Genomic DNA, 16,364 nt, shown 5'->3' with positions numbered 1-16,364 from the left:
CACACCCCGGTACGGGCCTTGTCAGCCCGCGCGGCCGGCCTTACAGTGCTTCCGCCACAGTTTCCTAGACCAGTTGGTACATGAAACGTCGGCGACGCTGTTCTCCGAGGAGGGCCAATGTACAACTTCGCGGGCGTCATCGATCGCAACGCGGGCCGCCAGCCGGACAAAGTCGTGCTCTCCCAAGGCGAGCGGCGGCTGACGAACCGTGAGCTCCACGCCCGCGTCGGCGCGCTGGCCGCCGGACTGCGCGAGCTGGGCATCGGCCGCGGCGACGTCGTCGCGCTGCTGCTCTACAACCACCTCGAGTTCCTGGAGACGGTCTTCGCCCTGAACCGGATCGGTGCCGTGTTCCTGCCGCTGAACTACCGACTCTCGCCCGTCGAGTGGGAGTTCGTCCTCGGCCATTCCGAGGCGGTCGCGCTGGTCACCGAACCCGAGTTCGCGGACGCCGTCCCGGGGGAGGGGCCACTGCGCCGCATCCTGCTCGGACCGCGGCGTCCGGGCTGGCTGTCCTACGAGGACATCGTGACGCGCCACCACGGTGACACCGTGGCGGTGGAGCCGGTCGGGCCGGACGACCTGCAGCGGCTGATGTACACCTCCGGGACCACGTCGCGGCCCAAGGGCGTGCGGATCACCCACGCCAACCACCTGTTCAAGAACCTCGGGCACCTCGTCGAGTTCGGCCTCACCAGCGCCGACTCCACGCTGGTGTGCGGTCCGCTCTACCACGTCGGCGGGCTCGACCTGCCCGGCCTGGGCACGCTGCACGCCGGCGGGAGCCTGGTCGTGCTGCGCAAGTTCGACGCCCGCGAGGTGATCGACGCCGTCGAGGCGCGGCGGCCGACGAACGTCTGGCTCGCGCCGTCGATGATGAACGCCGTTCTCCGGCTGCCGGGCTTGGCCGAGCGCGACACCTCGTCACTCCGGTTCATCATCGGGGGCGGCGAGAAGATGCCCGAGCCGCTGGTGGCCCGCATCCGGGCGACGTTTCCCCATGCCTGGTTCGCCGATTCCTACGGGCTGACCGAAACGGTGGCCGGGGACACCTTCAACGACGCTGAACACGTGCTGTCGAAGGTGGGCTCGGTGGGCCGCCCGGTCGTCCACCTGCGAGTCCGGGTCGTGGACGAGCGGGGGAGCGAGGTGCCGTCCGGTCAACTCGGCGAGATCACACTGTCGGGGCCGAAGGTGTTTTCCGGCTACTGGCGAGACGACGAGGCGACGGCGAAGGTGCTGCGCGACGGCTGGTTCCACACCGGCGACCTCGGCCGGCTCGACGAGGACGGCTACCTCTACGTGGAGGACCGCAAGAAGGACATGATCGTGTCCGGCGGCGAGAACATCGCGACACCCGAGGTCGAGCGAGTCCTGTACGAGCACCCGGACGTGGTCGAGGCGGCCGTGGTCGGCATGCCGCACGAACGCTGGGGCGAGGTGCCGAAGGCGTTCGTGGTGCGCCGGACCGGTTCGGCGGCCGACGCGGCCGAGCTCACGGCGCACTGCCGGGAGCGCTTGGCGAAGTTCAAGGTGCCGGCGGAGATCGTCTTCCTGGACGAGCTGCCGCGCACGCCCTCGGGCAAGGTGCTCAAGCGCGATCTGCGGGCCGGACGTCAGAGCAGGGAGTAGCCGCCGTCGACCGTGATCGTCGTCCCGGTCACGTAGGCCGACGAGTCCGACGCCAGGAAGAAGTAGATGCCGGGGAGGTCCGCCGGAGTGCCCCACCGTCGCAGCGCCGTGCGTTCCACGATGTCGTTGTCGCGCTCGGCGTCGCGGCGCCAGTGCGCACCCAGGCCGGTGTCGAACCAGCCGAGGGCCACCGCGTTGACCGTGATGCCCTGCGGCCCGAGTTCCTGCGCCAAACCGGCCACGAGAGCGTGGGCGCCGCTCTTCGACGCGGAGTACGCGGCAAGGGCCGGCTCGCGGCCGGTCTCCCAGGACCGAGCCCGTCACGATGATCCGGCCACCGGGGCCCAGCACCGCCGCGGCCGCCCGCGCGCCGAGGAACGTCCCGGTCAGGTTCACGTCGATGATCTCCCGCCAGGCATCGGGAGCCGTGTCCGTGACCGGCGAGACCTGGGGCGACACCCCGGCGTTGCAGATCCACACGTCCACCCCGCCGAAACGTTCGAGCATGCCCGCAGCGACCGAGGCGTTGAACGCCGCGTCCCGGACGTCTCCCGCGCACACAAGCGGCTCGTTGTGGAGTGCACTCGCCACCTTGTCGAGCGCGGCTTCGGAGCGCGCCACCAAACCGAGTCGCGCGCCTGCGATGTCGAACGCCGTCGCGAGCACACGACCCAGCCCGCGCCCGGCGCCGGTGATCACCACTCGCCGCCCCTGGAGCCCTTCCATGCGCATCAGCCCTTCGTCCGGCGAAATCCCCGCTGGCGCAAAATGTCGACCGATCGGTACATTAAACGCGCCCAGCGTAGCGCACGACTCCGGAGGCACAGAGCTGTGACCACCGAACCGAAACCGGCCAAGGTGCGACTGGAAGCCCACTCCGCAGACGAGCGGCTCGCCCTCCTGCGCATCGAAAGACCGCCCATGAACGTGCTGGACCAGACGATGTGGGACCTCTTCGCGGACGTGTCGGCGGAACTGCACGCGAGCACGACCTACCGTGCCGTCGTGATCACCGGAGGAGTTCGGCACTTCGCGGCCGGCGCCGACGTCAAGGAGTTGTTCGCCCTCACCCCCGAGCGGTTCCACGAGCGCAACCGGGTGCTGCAGCAGGCGTTCCACGCCGTGGCGACCGCTCCTCAGGTGACGATCGCGGCGATCACCGGCTGCGCGCTGGGCGGCGGATGCGAACTGGCCCTCGCGGCCGACTTCCGGATCGCCGGGAACGGTGCCGTCCTCGGGCTGCCCGAGATCACCCTCGGCATCATGCCCGGTTCCGGCGGGACACAACGGCTCGCGCGCGCCGTCGGGCACGCCAGGGCGAAGGACCTCATCCTTTCCGGCCGGCACGTGCCGCTGACGAGGCACTCCGGATCGGGCTCGTCGACCGGGTGGTCGACGACGCCGAGGTGCTCCACGTCGCCGTCGGGCAAGGTCTCGCCTACGCGCGGGGGCCGCTGGCACTCACCTACGCCAAGCAGGCGATCGACGGCGGCGCCGCACTGCCGATCGAGGCCGGGCTGGCACTGGAAGCCGACCTGATCACCAAGTGCTTCGCCAGCGAAGACGGGCGGCACGGGTTGCGCAGTTTCGCCGAGAAAAGCCAAGCGACGTTCCGCGGACGTTGAGTCACTTCACCAAGAGGAGTCACGGATGAGCGAGTTGTTCAGTTTCCAGGGGCGCGTCGCGGTCGTCACCGGCGCGGGCCGCGGCATCGGCCGGGCCCACGCCCGCCTCCTGGCGAAGCGGGGGGCGAAGGTCGTCGTCAACGACCTCGGCGGATCGATGGAGGGTGACGGCGTCGACGCCGGGCCAGCGCAGTCGGTCGTCGACGAGATCGTCGCGGCCGGCGGCGAGGCCGTGGCCGACACTCACGACGTCGCTACGACGGCGGGCGGCGAGGCGATCGTCGGCGCGGCGCTCGAACGTTTCGGCCGCATCGACGTCGTGGTGAACAATGCCGGCATCATCCGGTGGGCCGGCCTGCCGGACGTCGACCTGGAGAACCTCGAGCGCCACCTCGCCGTGCACCTGCTCGGTTCGTTCACCACCATGCGGGCTGCGTGGCCGCACTTCGTCGAGCAGGGTTACGGCCGGGTCGTGCTGACCACGTCGACCGGCCTGTTCGGCCTCGACAGCAACTTGTCGTACGCGGCGGCGAAGGCGGGTGTCATCGGCATGGCCCGCAGCGCCAAGGTGGCCGGCGAGCCGCACGGGATCAAGGTCAACCTGATCGCCCCGGCGGCGCAGACCCGGATGGCCGGTGGTGACCCGCTGGCTGACGACGCCCAAGCCGTGCCCGGGCAGCCGTTCATGCCCTCGGACGCGGTGTCCCCGATCGTCGCGTTCCTCGCCCACGAGAGCTGCCCCGTCAACGGGGAGATCTACGCCGCGGGCGCCGGTCGTTTCGCCCGGCTTTTCATCGCCTCCACCGAGGGTTACGTGCACGACGACGGTGCGGCCACGATCGAGGACGTCGCCAAGAACTGGAAGTCCGTCAACGACGAATCGGGCTACTACGTGCCCGCGGACCTGATGGCCTGGTCCGGCGCATTCCTGAAGCACCAGTTCACGCCGGGCGGCTGAGCGGCTCGACCAGCTTCAGGACCTCGTCGGTGGTGCCGGTCTCCCCGAGCGAGGGGAAGATCCGCACGACGCTGTTCTCGTGCGCATCGGCACTGAAGTCGGTCATCGCGTCGGTCGCGAGCGTGACGTGGTAGCCGAGCTCGTACGCCTGCCGTGCCGTCGACTCGACGCTGAAGCTGGTCGCGACGCCGACCACGACGACCTGCGTCACCCCGAGACCTTCGAGGTGCTCGTCGAGCCCGGTGCGCACGAACGCGCCCCAGGTCTGCTTGATGACCTCGTGGTCGGTGTCCTGCCGGTTCAGCTCCGGCACCAGGTCCGCGGCGTCGATGGGCGGCTTGGATCCCCCTGGCCTGCTGAACGACCGTTCCGTGCGGCCGGGGGCGACGCCGGTGGCCCGGACGAGGACGACGGGCAGTCCGCGGTCGCGGAACGCCTCCGCCAAGCGCGCCGCGTTGGCCACGACCTCGGCGATCGGGTGTGCTACCGGTAGCGCGGTGACCGCCTTCTGCAGGTCGATGACGACGAGGGCAGTGGCGGGGTCGAGGGTGGACAGCGTCATGGAACCTCCGGAGTGGACGGACGTGGGCAGCAGGGTGCGCGGGCCGGGCGGTGAGCCCGGCCCGCGCCGGTCAGACGGTGGCGACCGGGGTCAGCGGGCTGCCCTGGGTGCCGGGCAGCCGCAGTGGGGGAGCGGTCAGCAGGAACCGGCTGCGCCGGTGCTCCCGCAGCCAGGTTGCGAGGTCGTGCAGGTACCACAGTTCGCCGAGCGGGACGCCGAGCGTGAAGAGGCAGAGCTTGTGGATCGGGAGCAGCGTGTGCCGTTCGGGGTTCTCGTCGGGCACCAGGCCCTCTACCGCGTAGTTGTCCGCGACCAGCGCCGAGATCTGTGATTCGGCGATCCAGTCCAGCAGTGCCGGGTCGTGCGCGTCGAGGTAGGACGCCGTGGCGTGGATGGCCACCGGGTCCGGATTCTTTTCCCAGGCGAGGACCTGGGTGGCGAATCCGGTGTGCAGCAGGAGGATGTCACCGGGTTCGACGACCACCTTGTCGGCCGCCATGATCTCCTGCAGCGTCTTCAGGTTCACCGGCTGCCAGTCGGTGCCCAGGTGGTGCGCCAGGTCGACGAGCACGCCCCGGCCCTGGACCCCGTGCGCCGCCATGTGTTCGAGGCCGAGGTGGCGCGCGAAGCTGAGGCTGCCGCTGCCGTCGCCCTTGGCGTCCTCCTGCGGACCGATGATGTCGACGCCCGGGCGGTAGCCGTTGTAGTAGACCGGCTCGTCGACGCCGTCGCCGTCGGCGTCGAACTCGGCGCCCTGGTGGGAAAGGGCGTCCCACTGCGTCGAGTACTGCAGCCAGAGGGTCACCATGTCGTCGGACCACACGTCGGTGAGGATCGGTGCGATCGAGTCGCGGGCGACGACGTTGTAGAAGACGTCTTGCTTGTGTTCGAGGTCTTCGGTGGGCCGGGTGATCGGCGGGTACCGCCGCTGGTTCAGGGCCGTCCCGCCGGGATAGTCCAGCGGCAGGCTCAGACTGAAGCTGATTCCGTATTCGACCTCGCGAACGCCTTCGAGGACCTTCTGCGGGGTCAGCAGGTTGATGCGGCCGAGCTCGTCGTCCTCGCCCCAGTCGCCCCACGTCGATCCCGGCGGACGCTGCTTCCAACGCTTCGTCACGGTAACTCCTCCTTGGCAGGCGGTCTTCGATGACGGCCGCTCCGGCATGCTACGAACTGTGTACTGATCGGTCAACGAAACTCTGAACAGCGGGTTGTCCGTGAGCCTTCCCGTCGCCTACCCTGAGGTCTTCAATATTCGACCGATCGGTCTAAACAATCTCCCTTCGACCTCGGAGAGACCATGAGCGAAGCCACACAGGCGTGGGTCGCGGTGGGCGTGCGCGCCGTGCTCGGAGCGCACACTCAAGCGCAGGACGCCGGACGCACCGACGACGTCGTCGCCCTGTACACACCGGACGGAGTGCTCGAGCTGCCGGGCGCCGATCCGATCGAAGGTCACGACGCCCTGCGCGAAGCCTTCAAAGGCTGGGCGCCGACGCAGCCACAGCTGCACCTCGTGACGAACACCGTGCTCACGTCGTGGACCGACGAAGCGGCGACGGCGGTGAGCGACGTGGCATTCCTGCAGCGCGGTGAGTCGGGCTGGGCGGTCCAGGTCGTGGGGCGCTACGACGACACGCTGCGGCGGCACCGCGGCCACTGGCGGCTGCAGCACCGGAAGACGACCTACCAGGCTTAGGAGACAACCGATGAGCTCAATCACCGAAGAGTCGGTCGCGGCGGGCGCGCAGGCCGCCATCGCCGCTTACGCGCACGCGTTGGACGCCGGCCGCACCGACGAGATCGTCGAGCTCTTCTGGCCGGACGGCGTCGCGGAAATCGCCGGAATGGGCGTCTTCGAAGGGCACGAAGCGATCCGGGGGGGCTATGCCGCCTTCGTCCCGGCGCAGCCGCAGCTGCACCTCGTGGCCAACACGGTGATCACGTCGTGGACCGAGTACGAAGCGACGGCGATCAGCAACCTGGCGTTCTTCCAGCGTGGGGAGGCAGGTTGGGCCGTCCAGCTCGTAGGCCGGTACGACGACACCCTGCACCGGCGCAAGAATGTGTGGAAGTTCCAGCGACGGATCACGACGTTCCTGCAGTAGGGCCCGGCCGGCCGGATGGGCCCGGAGGCGCATCCGGCCGGCCGGTCACGCCGCTTCGTCGGAGAGCTTCGCGAAGCTGAACTCCGGGTAGCCGTTCCCATTGACTTCGGCGATCATCTTCTGGAGCGTCCAGCGTCCGGTCGGGTTCAGCAGCTGACGGACCGGTTTGCCGGGGATGTTGCCCCCGTAGAAGTAGCTGCTCTTCAGGAACGACGAGAAGTTTTTGTCGTCGTTCATCATGTCGGTCCACGTCCGTTCGGCTGCGTCGGTCACCTCGATGACGTCGTGCCCCTGGTCGCGGGTGTGGACGAGCGCGTCGACGACGAAGTCCACCTGGTCGCCGGAATAGCGCGGGTTGTTGCCCAGAGCGCCGTGCGGGCCGCCGGGGAAGAAGAAGTTCGGGAAGCCGGCGGTCACGATCCCGAGGAACGAGCGCGGGCCGTCTGCCCAGTGCTCCTCGAGCGCGATTCCGTCCCGGCCACGGACGCCCAGGCGGTTGAGGGCCCCGGTGCCGAAGTCGTAGCCGGTCGCCCAGATGATGATGTCGAAGTCCAGGGCCCCTTCGGCCGTCTCGATCCCCGTTTCGGTGACGCGGACGATCGGGGTGTCCAGCAACGAGACGAGCGAGACGTTCGGGTTGTTGTACGCCTCGTAGTAGCCGGTCCCGAACGGGGGTCGCCGTCCGGCGTAGTGGTCCGCGGGGATCAGCTTGTCGGCTGTGGCGGGATCGGCGACGATGCCGCGGATCTTCCGTGCCATGAACTCGCACCACTCCGCGTTGACGTCCGGATCGGTCAGCATGTCGAGGTAGTTCTCGGTCAACTTCGTGAAACCGGGACCGTTCCACATCTTTTCGTAGAAGACCTGACGCTGCTCTGCGGAATCCTCGGCGGCCTTGCGCAGGTTGATCGCGTGCAGGAAACCGCTCGGCGACGTGTTCAGGGTGTCGCGGATCCGCTCGTAGTCCGCCTTGAGCTGCGCCTGTTCCTCGGGCGGCAGCGGGCCGTTGTTGAGCGGGGTGCACCAGTCGGGGGTGCGCTGGAAGACCGTCAGCGACGCCACCTCGTCGGCGAGAGCGGGAACGAGCTGCACGCCGCTGGCCCCGGTGCCGACGAGGGCGACGCGCTTGCCTGCGAAGTCGACGGGCGTCTTGGGCCACCGCCCGGGGTGGTGCTGTTCGCCGCGGAAGGCCTCGCGCCCGGGAACGTCCGGGATGTGCGGTACGGAGAGGATGCCGGTTGCTGCGACGAGGAAGCGCGCCCGCATCTCCGCGCCGGCCCGCGTCCGGACGGTCCATATCCCCGTCGGCTCGTCCCAAACGGCGGAGACCACCTCGGCGCCGAAGCGGATGTCGCGGCGCAGGTCGAACTTGTCGACGACGTGGTTGAAGTAACGCTCGATCTCCGGTTGCCCCGCGAACCGCTCCGACCATTCCCACTCTTCCCAGAGTTCCTGGGAGAACAGGTAGCCGTAGGTGTAGCTCTCCGAGTCGAAGCGGGCCTCGGGGTAGCGGTTCCAGTACCAGGTGCCGCCCACGCCGTCGCCCGCTTCGAGCAGCTTCACCGAGAAGCCGGCTTCACGGGCCCGGTACAGCTGGTAGATCCCCGTGACGCCGCTTCCCACGACCAGTACGTCGACCTGGTCGGCTGCGTCCGGCTTCTTCGGCGGTTCGCTCATCGGCCCTCCCGCGTCTTCTGATTTTTCGACTGAGTGGTCGAATATACAGCGGTGAGGGTAGAGGAGGCGGCCGAACTGTTCAACGGTGAGCCGCAAGAGCTACGGCGCGCAACGGTTTCGGATAAGTTGCGGCGAAGCGTTGATTGTCTTGACCGACTGTTCTAATTTTGGCTGCGACCGCTACCACGACCGGACGCAACGGGAGTAACGCATGAGTACCGAGGACACCGAGGGAACCGCTGCCGCCGAGCCGGACCTGCGGGCCGCGGGGCTCGAGACCATGCGCAAGCTGCTGCCCGGCGTATTTCCGGACGGGAACATCGACCTGCGGGACGGCGAGTTCGGCGAGGACCTCCTGGAAATCGGACTGACCAGTGTCTTCGGTGGGTTGTGGGCCCGCGACGGGCTCGGTCACCGTGACCGCAGCCTGGTCACGTTGGGCATCCTGATCGCGCTCGGCGCCGAGACGGAGCTGCGGGCCCATTTCCGGATCGCGCGGTCGAACGGGCTGAGCGAGGACGAGCTCGCCGAGGTCATCTACCACGCCAGCGGCTACGCCGGCTTCCCCCGGGCCGTCGCGGCCCGCACCGCCGCCCGCGCAGCGCTGGCCGAATAGCGAGCCGCCCCGCGGCCGGGCGGTGCGCCGGGTCGCGGGGCGGCCGTACGACGAAACACAAGGAGCCAGCATGTCACTCGAAGGAAAGGTCGCCGTCGTCACCGGCGGCGGCCGCGGGATCGGCGAGTCGATCGCCGCCGTGCTCGCGGCGCAAGGGGCCGCGGTCGCGGTCTGGGATCTGAACGGCGAGGGAGCCGAAAAAACCGTCGCCGGGATCCGCGAGGCAGGCGGCACGGCGATCGCGGTGGCGGGCGACGCGGCCGACGCGTCGGCGGTGGCCGCGTCGGCGGCCCGGACCCGCGAGGAGCTTGGTCCCGTCTCGATCCTGGTCAACAATGCCGGCATCACCGCCTTCGAGCCCTTCACGAGCATCACCGAGGAATCGTGGGACCGCCTGATCGGGGTCAACCTCCGGGGCCCGTTCCTGGTCACCCGCGAACTGGTGCCGGACATGCTGGCGGCGGGCTGGGGCCGGATCGTGAACATCTCGTCGTCGTCGGCGCAGACCGGGGCACCCGCGATGGCCCACTACGCCGCGTCCAAGGGTGGTGTCATCGGACTGACGAAGGCCCTCGCCATGGAGTACGCCGACCAGGGAATCACGGTCAACAACGTGCCTCCCGGGTTCGTCGACACGCCCCTGATGCGCGAAGGCCCCTTCGACGTCGACGTGGTCGCGGCCACGATGCCGATGAAGCGGGCGGGCCGGCCGGAGGACATCGCCTACGCGGTCGCGTACCTCGTCTCGGAGGAAGCCGGCTACGTGACCGGCCAGACCCTCAGCGCGAACGGCGGGCGCTACCTGGTTTGAGGCGATCGACATCGAGGACTGACGGCGTTCCCACACGAGTTCGGAGGAAAGACCATGGCCGAGACCGAAACCACCGCGACGCGAATTCCCGAGTACCCCGGGGTCAGGGACGGCGAGTGCCCGTTCGCGCCGCCGGCGGAACTGCTGGAACAAGGGAAGCCCTTGTTCCGCGCCCGGATCTGGGACGGCAGCACCCCGTGGATCGTCACCGGTCACGCGACACAGCGCGAAATCCTGTCGGATCCGCGCGTGAGCGTGAACGAGAAGCTGCCCGGGTTCCCCTACCCGTCGCAGGCGATGGCGGAGACCGTCGACCACCGGCCGTTGACGATCTTCAATGCCGATGGCGCCGACCATGTGCGGATCCGGCGGATGATGACGGCACCGTTCACCCGCAATCGGATGGAGAAGCTGCGGCCGGCCATCCAGCAGATCACCGACGACCTCATCGATCGGATGCTGGCCGGGCCGAAGCCGGCGGACCTGGTGACGGCGCTGTCGTTGCCGCTGCCGTCGCTGATGATCTGCGAGCTGCTCGGCGTGCCGTACGCCGACCACGACTTCTTCCAGCAGCACGCCACCGTGGCCGTCAAGCGGGAGGCGACCGCCGAGGAGAGCCTCGCGGGCATGCAAGCGCTGGGGGGCTATCTGACGCAGCTGCTCCAGACGAAGATGGCCGAGCCGGGCAACGACGTGCTGTCGGACTTCGCGGCGCGGGTGAAGGCGGGCGAGCTGGAGCTGCCCGACGCCACGCTGCTGTCGATGGTGCTGCTGATCGCCGGGCACGAGACCAGCGCGAACATGATCACGCTGGGCACCGCCGCGCTGCTCGAAAACCCGGAGCAGTTGGCGCTGCTGCGGACCACGGAGGATCCGGCGGTCACCGCGAACGCGGTCGAGGAACTGCTGCGCTACCTGACCATCCCGCACCTCGGGCAACGCCGGATCGCGCTGGAAGACATCGAGATCGCGGGTGAGACCATCCGAGCTGGGGACGGCATCATCGTCTCGCTGCCGGCGGGCAACTGGGACTCCGACGCGTTCCCCGAACCGGACCGGCTCGACCTCACCCGTGCGGCGCGGCACCACCACGCGTTCGCCTGGGGTGCCCACCAGTGCCTCGGCCAGCAGCTCGCCCGTATCGAGCTGCAGGTCGTCTACGGCACGCTCTACCGGCGCGTGCCGACACTGCGGCTGGCGGTCGGCCGGGACAAGCTCGAGTTCAAGGGCGATTCGCTCGCCTACGGCGTGTACGAGCTTCCCGTGACCTGGTAGGGCGACACCTTCGGCGACTGAAAGTAAGGATACTCATCTACTTGCCATGAGATCGAGTTATGCCTGCTGGCAGCATCGGAAATCCAATTGAGGATCATGAATAGTCGTTGACTAGACCGATCGGTACAGGTAACTTTGAGGCGATACCGGTGCCGGTTCCGGAACGAACGTCGAGGTTCGAAGAGAGGTACGGCCTGTGTTCAAGGAATTCGTCGTGTCAGGTGACTCGCACATCATCGAGCCGGTCGACCTGTTCAAAACCCGGCTGCCCAAGCCCCTGCGGGACCGCGCTCTCTGGGAAGAGGAGTTCACTCTCGACGAGCCGATCGTCGAAGGCGGGCACACCGAGTTCAAGAAGCTGCACACGATCGGCTTCGATGGCTGGACGATCTCCAAGTACCGCCAGACCGGCGGGGAGACCCCGGACGGGGAGCCGGACCACATCATTCGAGACATGGATTTCGACGGCGTCGACGCGTCGGTGATGTTCCCGAACCTGTCGCTGTTCGTCCTTTTCACCGACGACCACGAGCTGTCGATGGCGCACTGTCGCGTGTGGAACGACTACCTCGTCGAGCGGTACCTCCCTTACCAGGAGCGGCTGCGCCCGACGGCGGCGATCCCGCTCACCGACGTTCCCGCCGCGGTCGCCGAGATCGAGCGGATCGCCCGTGCTGGACTGGGCGCCATCCTGCTGCCGGAGATCCCGCCGTTGCCGTACTGGTCGCGCGAATACGACCCCGTGTGGGCCGCCGCGCAGTCGCTCGGGCTGCCGGTCTTCTTCCACGTCGCCACCGGCGGGGTGTTCGTCAAGGAGCAGGTGTCCGAGACGGCGACCACGGTCAAGGGCCTGATGACGGCCATGAACATGGGAAAGGGACAGCTGACCGACGACATGGTGTCGGGCCGGACCATGGGCGGCGGGAACACCGCGGCGGCCAGCCCGCAGGGCATCATCGCTGCCCTGGTCGGCGGCGGAGTCTGTGAACGGTTCCCCGACCTGCACTTCAACCTGACCGAATTCGGCGCCGGCTGGCTGGTGTCGTACATGGGCATGATGGAGAAGTCCTGGCGCATGGGCATCGGCCAGGACCCGGACTGGTGGCTCGGCTTCTGGGACGACACCCGCCCCGCGAACGACCAGCCCTCCATGGGACGGCTGTTCGCCATCAACGACAAGTGGCCCTACCCGCTCAAGCCGACCGAATACGTCCAGCGGCAGATCCACGTCCAGTTCGCCGACGACCCGACGGCCGTCAAGGCCCGCCACATCACCGGGCTGTCGACGATCACCTGGGGCAACGACTACCCGCACGCCGAAGGCACCTTCCGCAGCAGCGCCGACTGCGTCGCCTTCAACTTCGAAGGGGTCGGCGACGAAGACCGTGCGGCCATCCTCGGCGGCACCCTGGCCGACGTCGCGCACTTCGACAAGACCAAGAAGCTGGCCAAGGCACCCGAAACCGTCTGAGCGGGTACCCCGATGCGATCCCGCAGGCCCCCGGAGATCCGGTTCCGGGGGCGGCCGATGCGGCGGGACCGAGCGTTGATCATGGCGATCGTGAACCGCACCCCGGACTCCTTCTACGACCGCGGTGCGACCTTCGGCCACGACCAAGCCCTCGCGGCGGTCGAACGAGCCGTCGCGGACGGCGCGGACATCGTCGACATCGGCGGGGTGAAGGCCGGGCCGGGCGCTGCGGTCGACGTGCCGGAGGAGATCCAGCGGGTCGTCCCGTTCGTCTCGGAAGTCCGCGCGCGGTTTCCCGACTTGGCCATCAGCGTCGACACCTGGCGGCACGAGGTCGGCCGCCTCGCCTGCGAGGCCGGCGCGGACCTGCTCAACGACACCTGGGCGGGCGCGGATCCCAAGCTCGCCGAAGTCGCCGCCGAATTCGGCGCCGGGTACGTGTGCACCCACACCGGCGGCGCCGCCCCTCGGACCCGGCCGCACCGTGCCGCCTTCACCGATGTGGTCGCCGACGTCGTCGACGAGGTGACCAGCCGAGCCGACGCGCTCGTCCGGGCAGGCGTGCCGGCGGCCGGGATCCTGATCGACCCGACGCATGACTTCGGCAAGAACACCTGGCATTCCCTGGAGCTGACCCGCCGGTTCGCGGAGCTGACCGAGCCGGGGTGGCCGGTGCTCGCGTCCCTGTCGAACAAGGACTTCGTCGGTGAAGCACTGGACGCGGCAGTGCCGGACCGGCTGGCCGGCAGCCTCGCCGTGACCGCGATCTGCGCGTGGGAAGGAGCCTCGGTGTTCCGGGCGCACAACATCGCCGAAACGCGCGACGTACTGGAGATGGTCGTTGTGGTGAGCGGCCGGAAGGCTCCGGTCAGGGCCGTCCGGGGGCTCGCGTGATCGTCCGCGCCGTCACGTGCCCGCACCCGCCGCTGCTGCTTTCCGGTGTGACAGGCGGATCGATCCGGGAGGTCGAGGAGCTGCGCGTGGCGTGCCGGGCAGCGATCGAGGACCTGGCCGGTGTAGACGTCGTCGTGGCCGTCGGAGGTGCGCCCTCGACTAGGACCTGGCCGGTGGATGCACTGTCACCACTACATTTCTTCGCTCCGGGCCCCGAACCTGCGCCCTCGGGTGACGTGCTGCCGCTCAGCCTCGCCATGGCTCGGGAACTCGTCGGGGGAGTGCCGGTCGAGCTCCACGGTGTGGACGTGGCACTGCCGGTCGAGGACTGCCGTGACTAAGGCAGGCTTCTCGCCGCCCGACCCGAGCGGATCGGGCTGCTGATCATGGCCGACGGCAGTGCACGCCGGGGCCCGAAAGCGCCCGGCTACGAAGATCCACGGGCGCTGGATCTGGACCCGGTGCTCGAAGACGCCCTGCGCACGGGCGATCCCGAGCCGTTCCTCAAGCTCGAACCGGACCAGGCGCATGCCCTGCTCGTCGGCGGCCGGGCGGCGTGGCAGGTCCTCGCCGGTGCATGGGAAGACCGGGCAGCGCGGGCGACGTGCCACTACAGTGCGGACCCGTTCGGCGTCTGGTATCCGGTGTTCACCTGGACGCCGAACTGATCTCGGTCCCTAATAGAGTCCGCCGTCCACCCGGATCAGGGCGCCTGTCGTGTAGCTGGACGCGTCGTCGGCCAGGTACAGCGCCGTACTGACGATCTCCTCCGGACGCCCGGGCCTGCCGAGGGCATTCCGGGCGCTCTCGCGCTTCTCCGGGGCCCACGCCTTCGAGACGTCGGTGAGGAACGGGCCGGCGGAGATGGTGTTGACCCGCACCGTCGGGCCGTACTCCAACGCGAAGACCGTTGTCAGCGCGTTCAGGGCGGCCTTGGCGCCGGCGTACGGACCGAAGCGCGGCTGCGGCATCAACGCACCCGAGGAGGAGATGTTGATGATCGAGCCGCCGTCACCGTCGGCCATCCGCTGCCCGATCAGCGAGGCGAGGCGGAACGGGCCCTTGAAGTTGACCCCGATCACCTTGTCGAACAGCTCCTCGCTGGTCTCCGCCGAAGACGGTGTCAGCGGAGACATGCCCGCGTTGTTGACCAGGACGTCCACCTTGCCGAACTCGGCGTACGCGGCGTCGGTGAGTCGGCCGAGGTCGTCCCAATGCCCGACGTGGGCCGCGATCGGCAGGGCACGCCGCCCGAGGGCGCGAACCGACGAAGCGGCCGCCTCGCACGCGTCGAGCTTGCGGCTGGTGACCACCACGTCCGCGCCTGCTGCGGCGAAGGCGCGCACCATCTCCAGCCCCAGGCCCCGGCTGCCGCCCGTGACCAGTGCGACCTTGCCGGACAGGTCGAAGGACGTCATGCGTTCACCCGGCCGGTCAGCCCGGAGTCGTTGATGATGTGCGCGTACCGTTTGCGGGCGTCCTCGAGCCGCGGCGGGATGTGTTCGCTGGGGAACAGACCCTCTGCGGGCCGATGGTTCTTCAGCACCTGTTTGGCGATCGTGGTGCGGTGCACCTCGGTCGGGCCGTCGGCGAGGGCGAGGTTCGGCACCGCCATCCACCAGTGCGCGAGCGGCAGCTCGCCGGTGGTGCCGAGCGAACCGTGCAGGTGCAGGGCCCGCTGGATGACGTCGTGCAGCACCTTGGCCGTCGCGACCTTGCACATCGCGATCTGTGTGCGGGCCGTGCCGTGTGGCTGGGTGTCGATGATCCACGCCGTGTTCAGCACGAGCAGCCGGAACTGCTGCAGTTCGATCCACGAGTCCGCGATGAACTGCTGGACGGCCTGCTTTTCGGCGAGCAGAGTTCCTTGCGTACGGCGGGAAAGGGCACGTTCACACATCATGTCGAAGGCGCGGGTGCACTTGCCGACCGAGCGCATCGCGTGGTGCACCCGCCCGCCGCCGAGACGGGCCTGAGCCACCTTGAAGCCGTCGCCCGGGCCGCCCAGCATGGCGTCGAGCGGGACGCGCACCTGGTTGTAACGGAGGTAGGCGTGGATGCCTTCGTCGAGCGACTCGCGTTCGTCCATCGTGGCGACGTTGCGCTTGATCTCGATGCCCGGCGTTTCGGCCGGTACGACGAACATCGACATCCGCCGGTGCGGCGGCGCGTCCGGGTCCGTGACGGCCATGACGATGAGGAACTCCGCGTACCGCGCGTTGGAGGAGAACCACTTCTCGCCGTCGATCACCCACTCGTCGTCTTCGCGCCAAGCACGGCAGACGAACTCCTTCGGATCGGCGCCAGCCTGCGGTTCGGTCATCGAGAACGTGGAGACGATCTCGCCGTCCAGCAACGGCTGCAGGTACCGCGCTTTCTGGTCGTCGGTCCCGAACATCGCCAGGATCTCGGCGTTGCCGGTGTCGGGCGCGGCGGTGCCGAAGACGGTGGGGGCCCAGTAGGAGCGGCCGAGGATCTCGTTGAGGTAGGCGAGCTTGACCTGGCCGTAGCCCGGCCCGCCCAGCTCGGGGCCCAGGTGGCAGGCCCACAGGCCGTGGGCCCGGACCTGCTCCTGCAACGGCTTGAGGATTGCGCGGGCCTTCTCGTTGTGCGTGTCGTACGGGTCGCCGCCGTGCGGGAACAACAGGTCGAGCGGTTCGACCTCCGCTCGGACGAAGGCCGCGGCCCAGTCCAGTTCGGCCTGGAACTCGGGCTCGATCGAGAAGTCCAGCATC

General features: G+C 68.8%; 17 protein-coding genes and 3 pseudogenes. 13 read left to right on the top strand and 7 right to left on the bottom strand.

What is annotated here, in order from left to right; all coding sequences use genetic code 11:
* Positions 1-117: 117 nt before the first annotated feature.
* The gene (locus QQ657_RS13205; RefSeq protein WP_284742382.1) at positions 118-1,632 is read left to right on the top strand and encodes an acyl-CoA synthetase; all 1,515 of its coding nucleotides are present in this window, start codon (positions 118-120) and stop codon (positions 1,630-1,632) included.
* Here the strand turns inward: QQ657_RS13205 and QQ657_RS13200 are convergent.
* Positions 1,617-1,910: pseudogene (locus QQ657_RS13200) on the bottom strand (SDR family NAD(P)-dependent oxidoreductase); the annotation flags it as partial. The gene QQ657_RS13205 and the pseudogene QQ657_RS13200 overlap by 16 nt on opposite strands.
* A gap of 25 nt (positions 1,911-1,935) precedes the next feature.
* Positions 1,936-2,358, bottom strand: a pseudogene (locus tag QQ657_RS56700) (SDR family oxidoreductase); the annotation flags it as partial.
* Positions 2,359-2,400: 42 nt separating this feature from the next.
* Between QQ657_RS56700 and QQ657_RS13195 the strand changes: the two are divergent.
* The 3 genes and pseudogenes from QQ657_RS13195 to QQ657_RS13185 all read left to right on the top strand — a co-directional run.
* Positions 2,401-2,922 (top strand): annotated as a pseudogene (locus QQ657_RS13195) (enoyl-CoA hydratase/isomerase family protein); the annotation flags it as partial.
* Positions 2,814-3,257 (top strand): enoyl-CoA hydratase-related protein, encoded by a 444-nt coding sequence (locus QQ657_RS13190; RefSeq protein WP_284742483.1) that lies wholly within the window; start codon positions 2,814-2,816, stop codon positions 3,255-3,257. The pseudogene QQ657_RS13195 and the gene QQ657_RS13190, both read left to right, overlap by 109 nt.
* A gap of 25 nt (positions 3,258-3,282) precedes the next feature.
* On the top strand, positions 3,283-4,215 hold the full coding sequence (locus QQ657_RS13185) for an SDR family NAD(P)-dependent oxidoreductase (RefSeq protein WP_284742381.1): 933 nt from the start codon (positions 3,283-3,285) through the stop codon (positions 4,213-4,215).
* Here the strand turns inward: QQ657_RS13185 and QQ657_RS13180 are convergent.
* Positions 4,199-4,777 carry an isochorismatase family protein gene (locus tag QQ657_RS13180; RefSeq protein WP_284742380.1) on the bottom strand — a complete coding sequence of 193 codons (579 nt, stop codon included), beginning with the start codon at positions 4,775-4,777 and terminating at the stop codon, positions 4,199-4,201. The genes QQ657_RS13185 and QQ657_RS13180 overlap by 17 nt on opposite strands.
* A 70-nt stretch (positions 4,778-4,847) precedes the next feature.
* A complete protein-coding gene (locus QQ657_RS13175) occupies positions 4,848-5,894 on the bottom strand; it encodes a cyclase family protein (protein ID WP_284742379.1) in 1,047 nt (348 codons plus the stop codon).
* A gap of 183 nt (positions 5,895-6,077) precedes the next feature.
* Here QQ657_RS13175 and QQ657_RS13170 point away from each other — a divergent pair, with 183 nt between their 5' ends.
* Entirely contained in the window at positions 6,078-6,476 is a 399-nt protein-coding gene (locus tag QQ657_RS13170) for a YybH family protein (RefSeq protein WP_284742378.1), read from the top strand.
* A 10-nt stretch (positions 6,477-6,486) separates the two neighbouring features.
* Positions 6,487-6,885 (top strand): nuclear transport factor 2 family protein, encoded by a 399-nt coding sequence (locus QQ657_RS13165; protein WP_284742377.1) that lies wholly within the window; start codon positions 6,487-6,489, stop codon positions 6,883-6,885.
* 45 nt (positions 6,886-6,930) lie between these two features.
* On the opposite strand, the gene QQ657_RS13160 is transcribed toward QQ657_RS13165, so the two are convergent.
* Positions 6,931-8,562: a flavin-containing monooxygenase gene (locus QQ657_RS13160; RefSeq protein ID WP_284742376.1), complete on the bottom strand. Its 1,632-nt coding sequence runs from the start codon at positions 8,560-8,562 to the stop codon at positions 6,931-6,933.
* Positions 8,563-8,773: 211 nt separating this feature from the next.
* Between QQ657_RS13160 and QQ657_RS13155 the strand changes: the two genes are divergently transcribed.
* The 7 genes from QQ657_RS13155 (at position 8,774) to QQ657_RS13125 (ending at position 14,297) form a co-directional block, all read left to right on the top strand.
* Entirely contained in the window at positions 8,774-9,178 is a 405-nt protein-coding gene (locus QQ657_RS13155) for a carboxymuconolactone decarboxylase family protein (RefSeq protein ID WP_284742375.1), read from the top strand.
* Between the two features lie 70 nt (positions 9,179-9,248).
* Positions 9,249-9,989 (top strand): SDR family NAD(P)-dependent oxidoreductase, encoded by a 741-nt coding sequence (locus QQ657_RS13150; RefSeq protein ID WP_284742374.1) that lies wholly within the window; start codon positions 9,249-9,251, stop codon positions 9,987-9,989.
* A gap of 54 nt (positions 9,990-10,043) precedes the next feature.
* Positions 10,044-11,264, top strand: a complete 1,221-nt coding sequence (locus tag QQ657_RS13145) for a cytochrome P450 (protein ID WP_284742373.1) — start codon at positions 10,044-10,046, stop codon at positions 11,262-11,264.
* 214 nt (positions 11,265-11,478) lie between these two features.
* A complete protein-coding gene (locus tag QQ657_RS13140; protein WP_284742372.1) occupies positions 11,479-12,735 on the top strand; it encodes an amidohydrolase family protein in 1,257 nt (418 codons plus the stop codon).
* A gap of 57 nt (positions 12,736-12,792) precedes the next feature.
* Entirely contained in the window at positions 12,793-13,629 is an 837-nt protein-coding gene (folP, locus tag QQ657_RS13135) for a dihydropteroate synthase (protein ID WP_284742371.1), read from the top strand.
* The gene (locus QQ657_RS13130) at positions 13,626-13,970 is read left to right on the top strand and encodes a hypothetical protein (RefSeq protein ID WP_284742370.1); all 345 of its coding nucleotides are present in this window, start codon (positions 13,626-13,628) and stop codon (positions 13,968-13,970) included. Before folP ends, QQ657_RS13130 begins: the two co-directional genes overlap by 4 nt.
* Before the next feature lie 45 nt (positions 13,971-14,015).
* Positions 14,016-14,297, top strand: a complete 282-nt coding sequence (locus tag QQ657_RS13125) for a class III extradiol ring-cleavage dioxygenase family protein (protein ID WP_284742369.1) — start codon at positions 14,016-14,018, stop codon at positions 14,295-14,297.
* 9 nt (positions 14,298-14,306) lie between these two features.
* Here QQ657_RS13125 and QQ657_RS13120 read toward each other — a convergent pair whose 3' ends face one another.
* Positions 14,307-15,047 (bottom strand): SDR family NAD(P)-dependent oxidoreductase, encoded by a 741-nt coding sequence (locus QQ657_RS13120; protein WP_284742368.1) that lies wholly within the window; start codon positions 15,045-15,047, stop codon positions 14,307-14,309.
* The gene (locus QQ657_RS13115; RefSeq protein ID WP_284742367.1) at positions 15,044-16,363 is read right to left on the bottom strand and encodes an acyl-CoA dehydrogenase family protein; all 1,320 of its coding nucleotides are present in this window, start codon (positions 16,361-16,363) and stop codon (positions 15,044-15,046) included. Before QQ657_RS13115 ends, QQ657_RS13120 begins: the two co-directional genes overlap by 4 nt.
* Position 16,364: the final 1 nt, after the last annotated feature.

Origin of the sequence: Amycolatopsis ponsaeliensis (assembly GCF_030182635.1) — a bacterium.
GTDB lineage: Bacteria > Actinomycetota > Actinomycetes > Mycobacteriales > Pseudonocardiaceae > Amycolatopsis > Amycolatopsis ponsaeliensis.
This window is presented reverse-complemented; position numbering and strand designations above follow the sequence as displayed.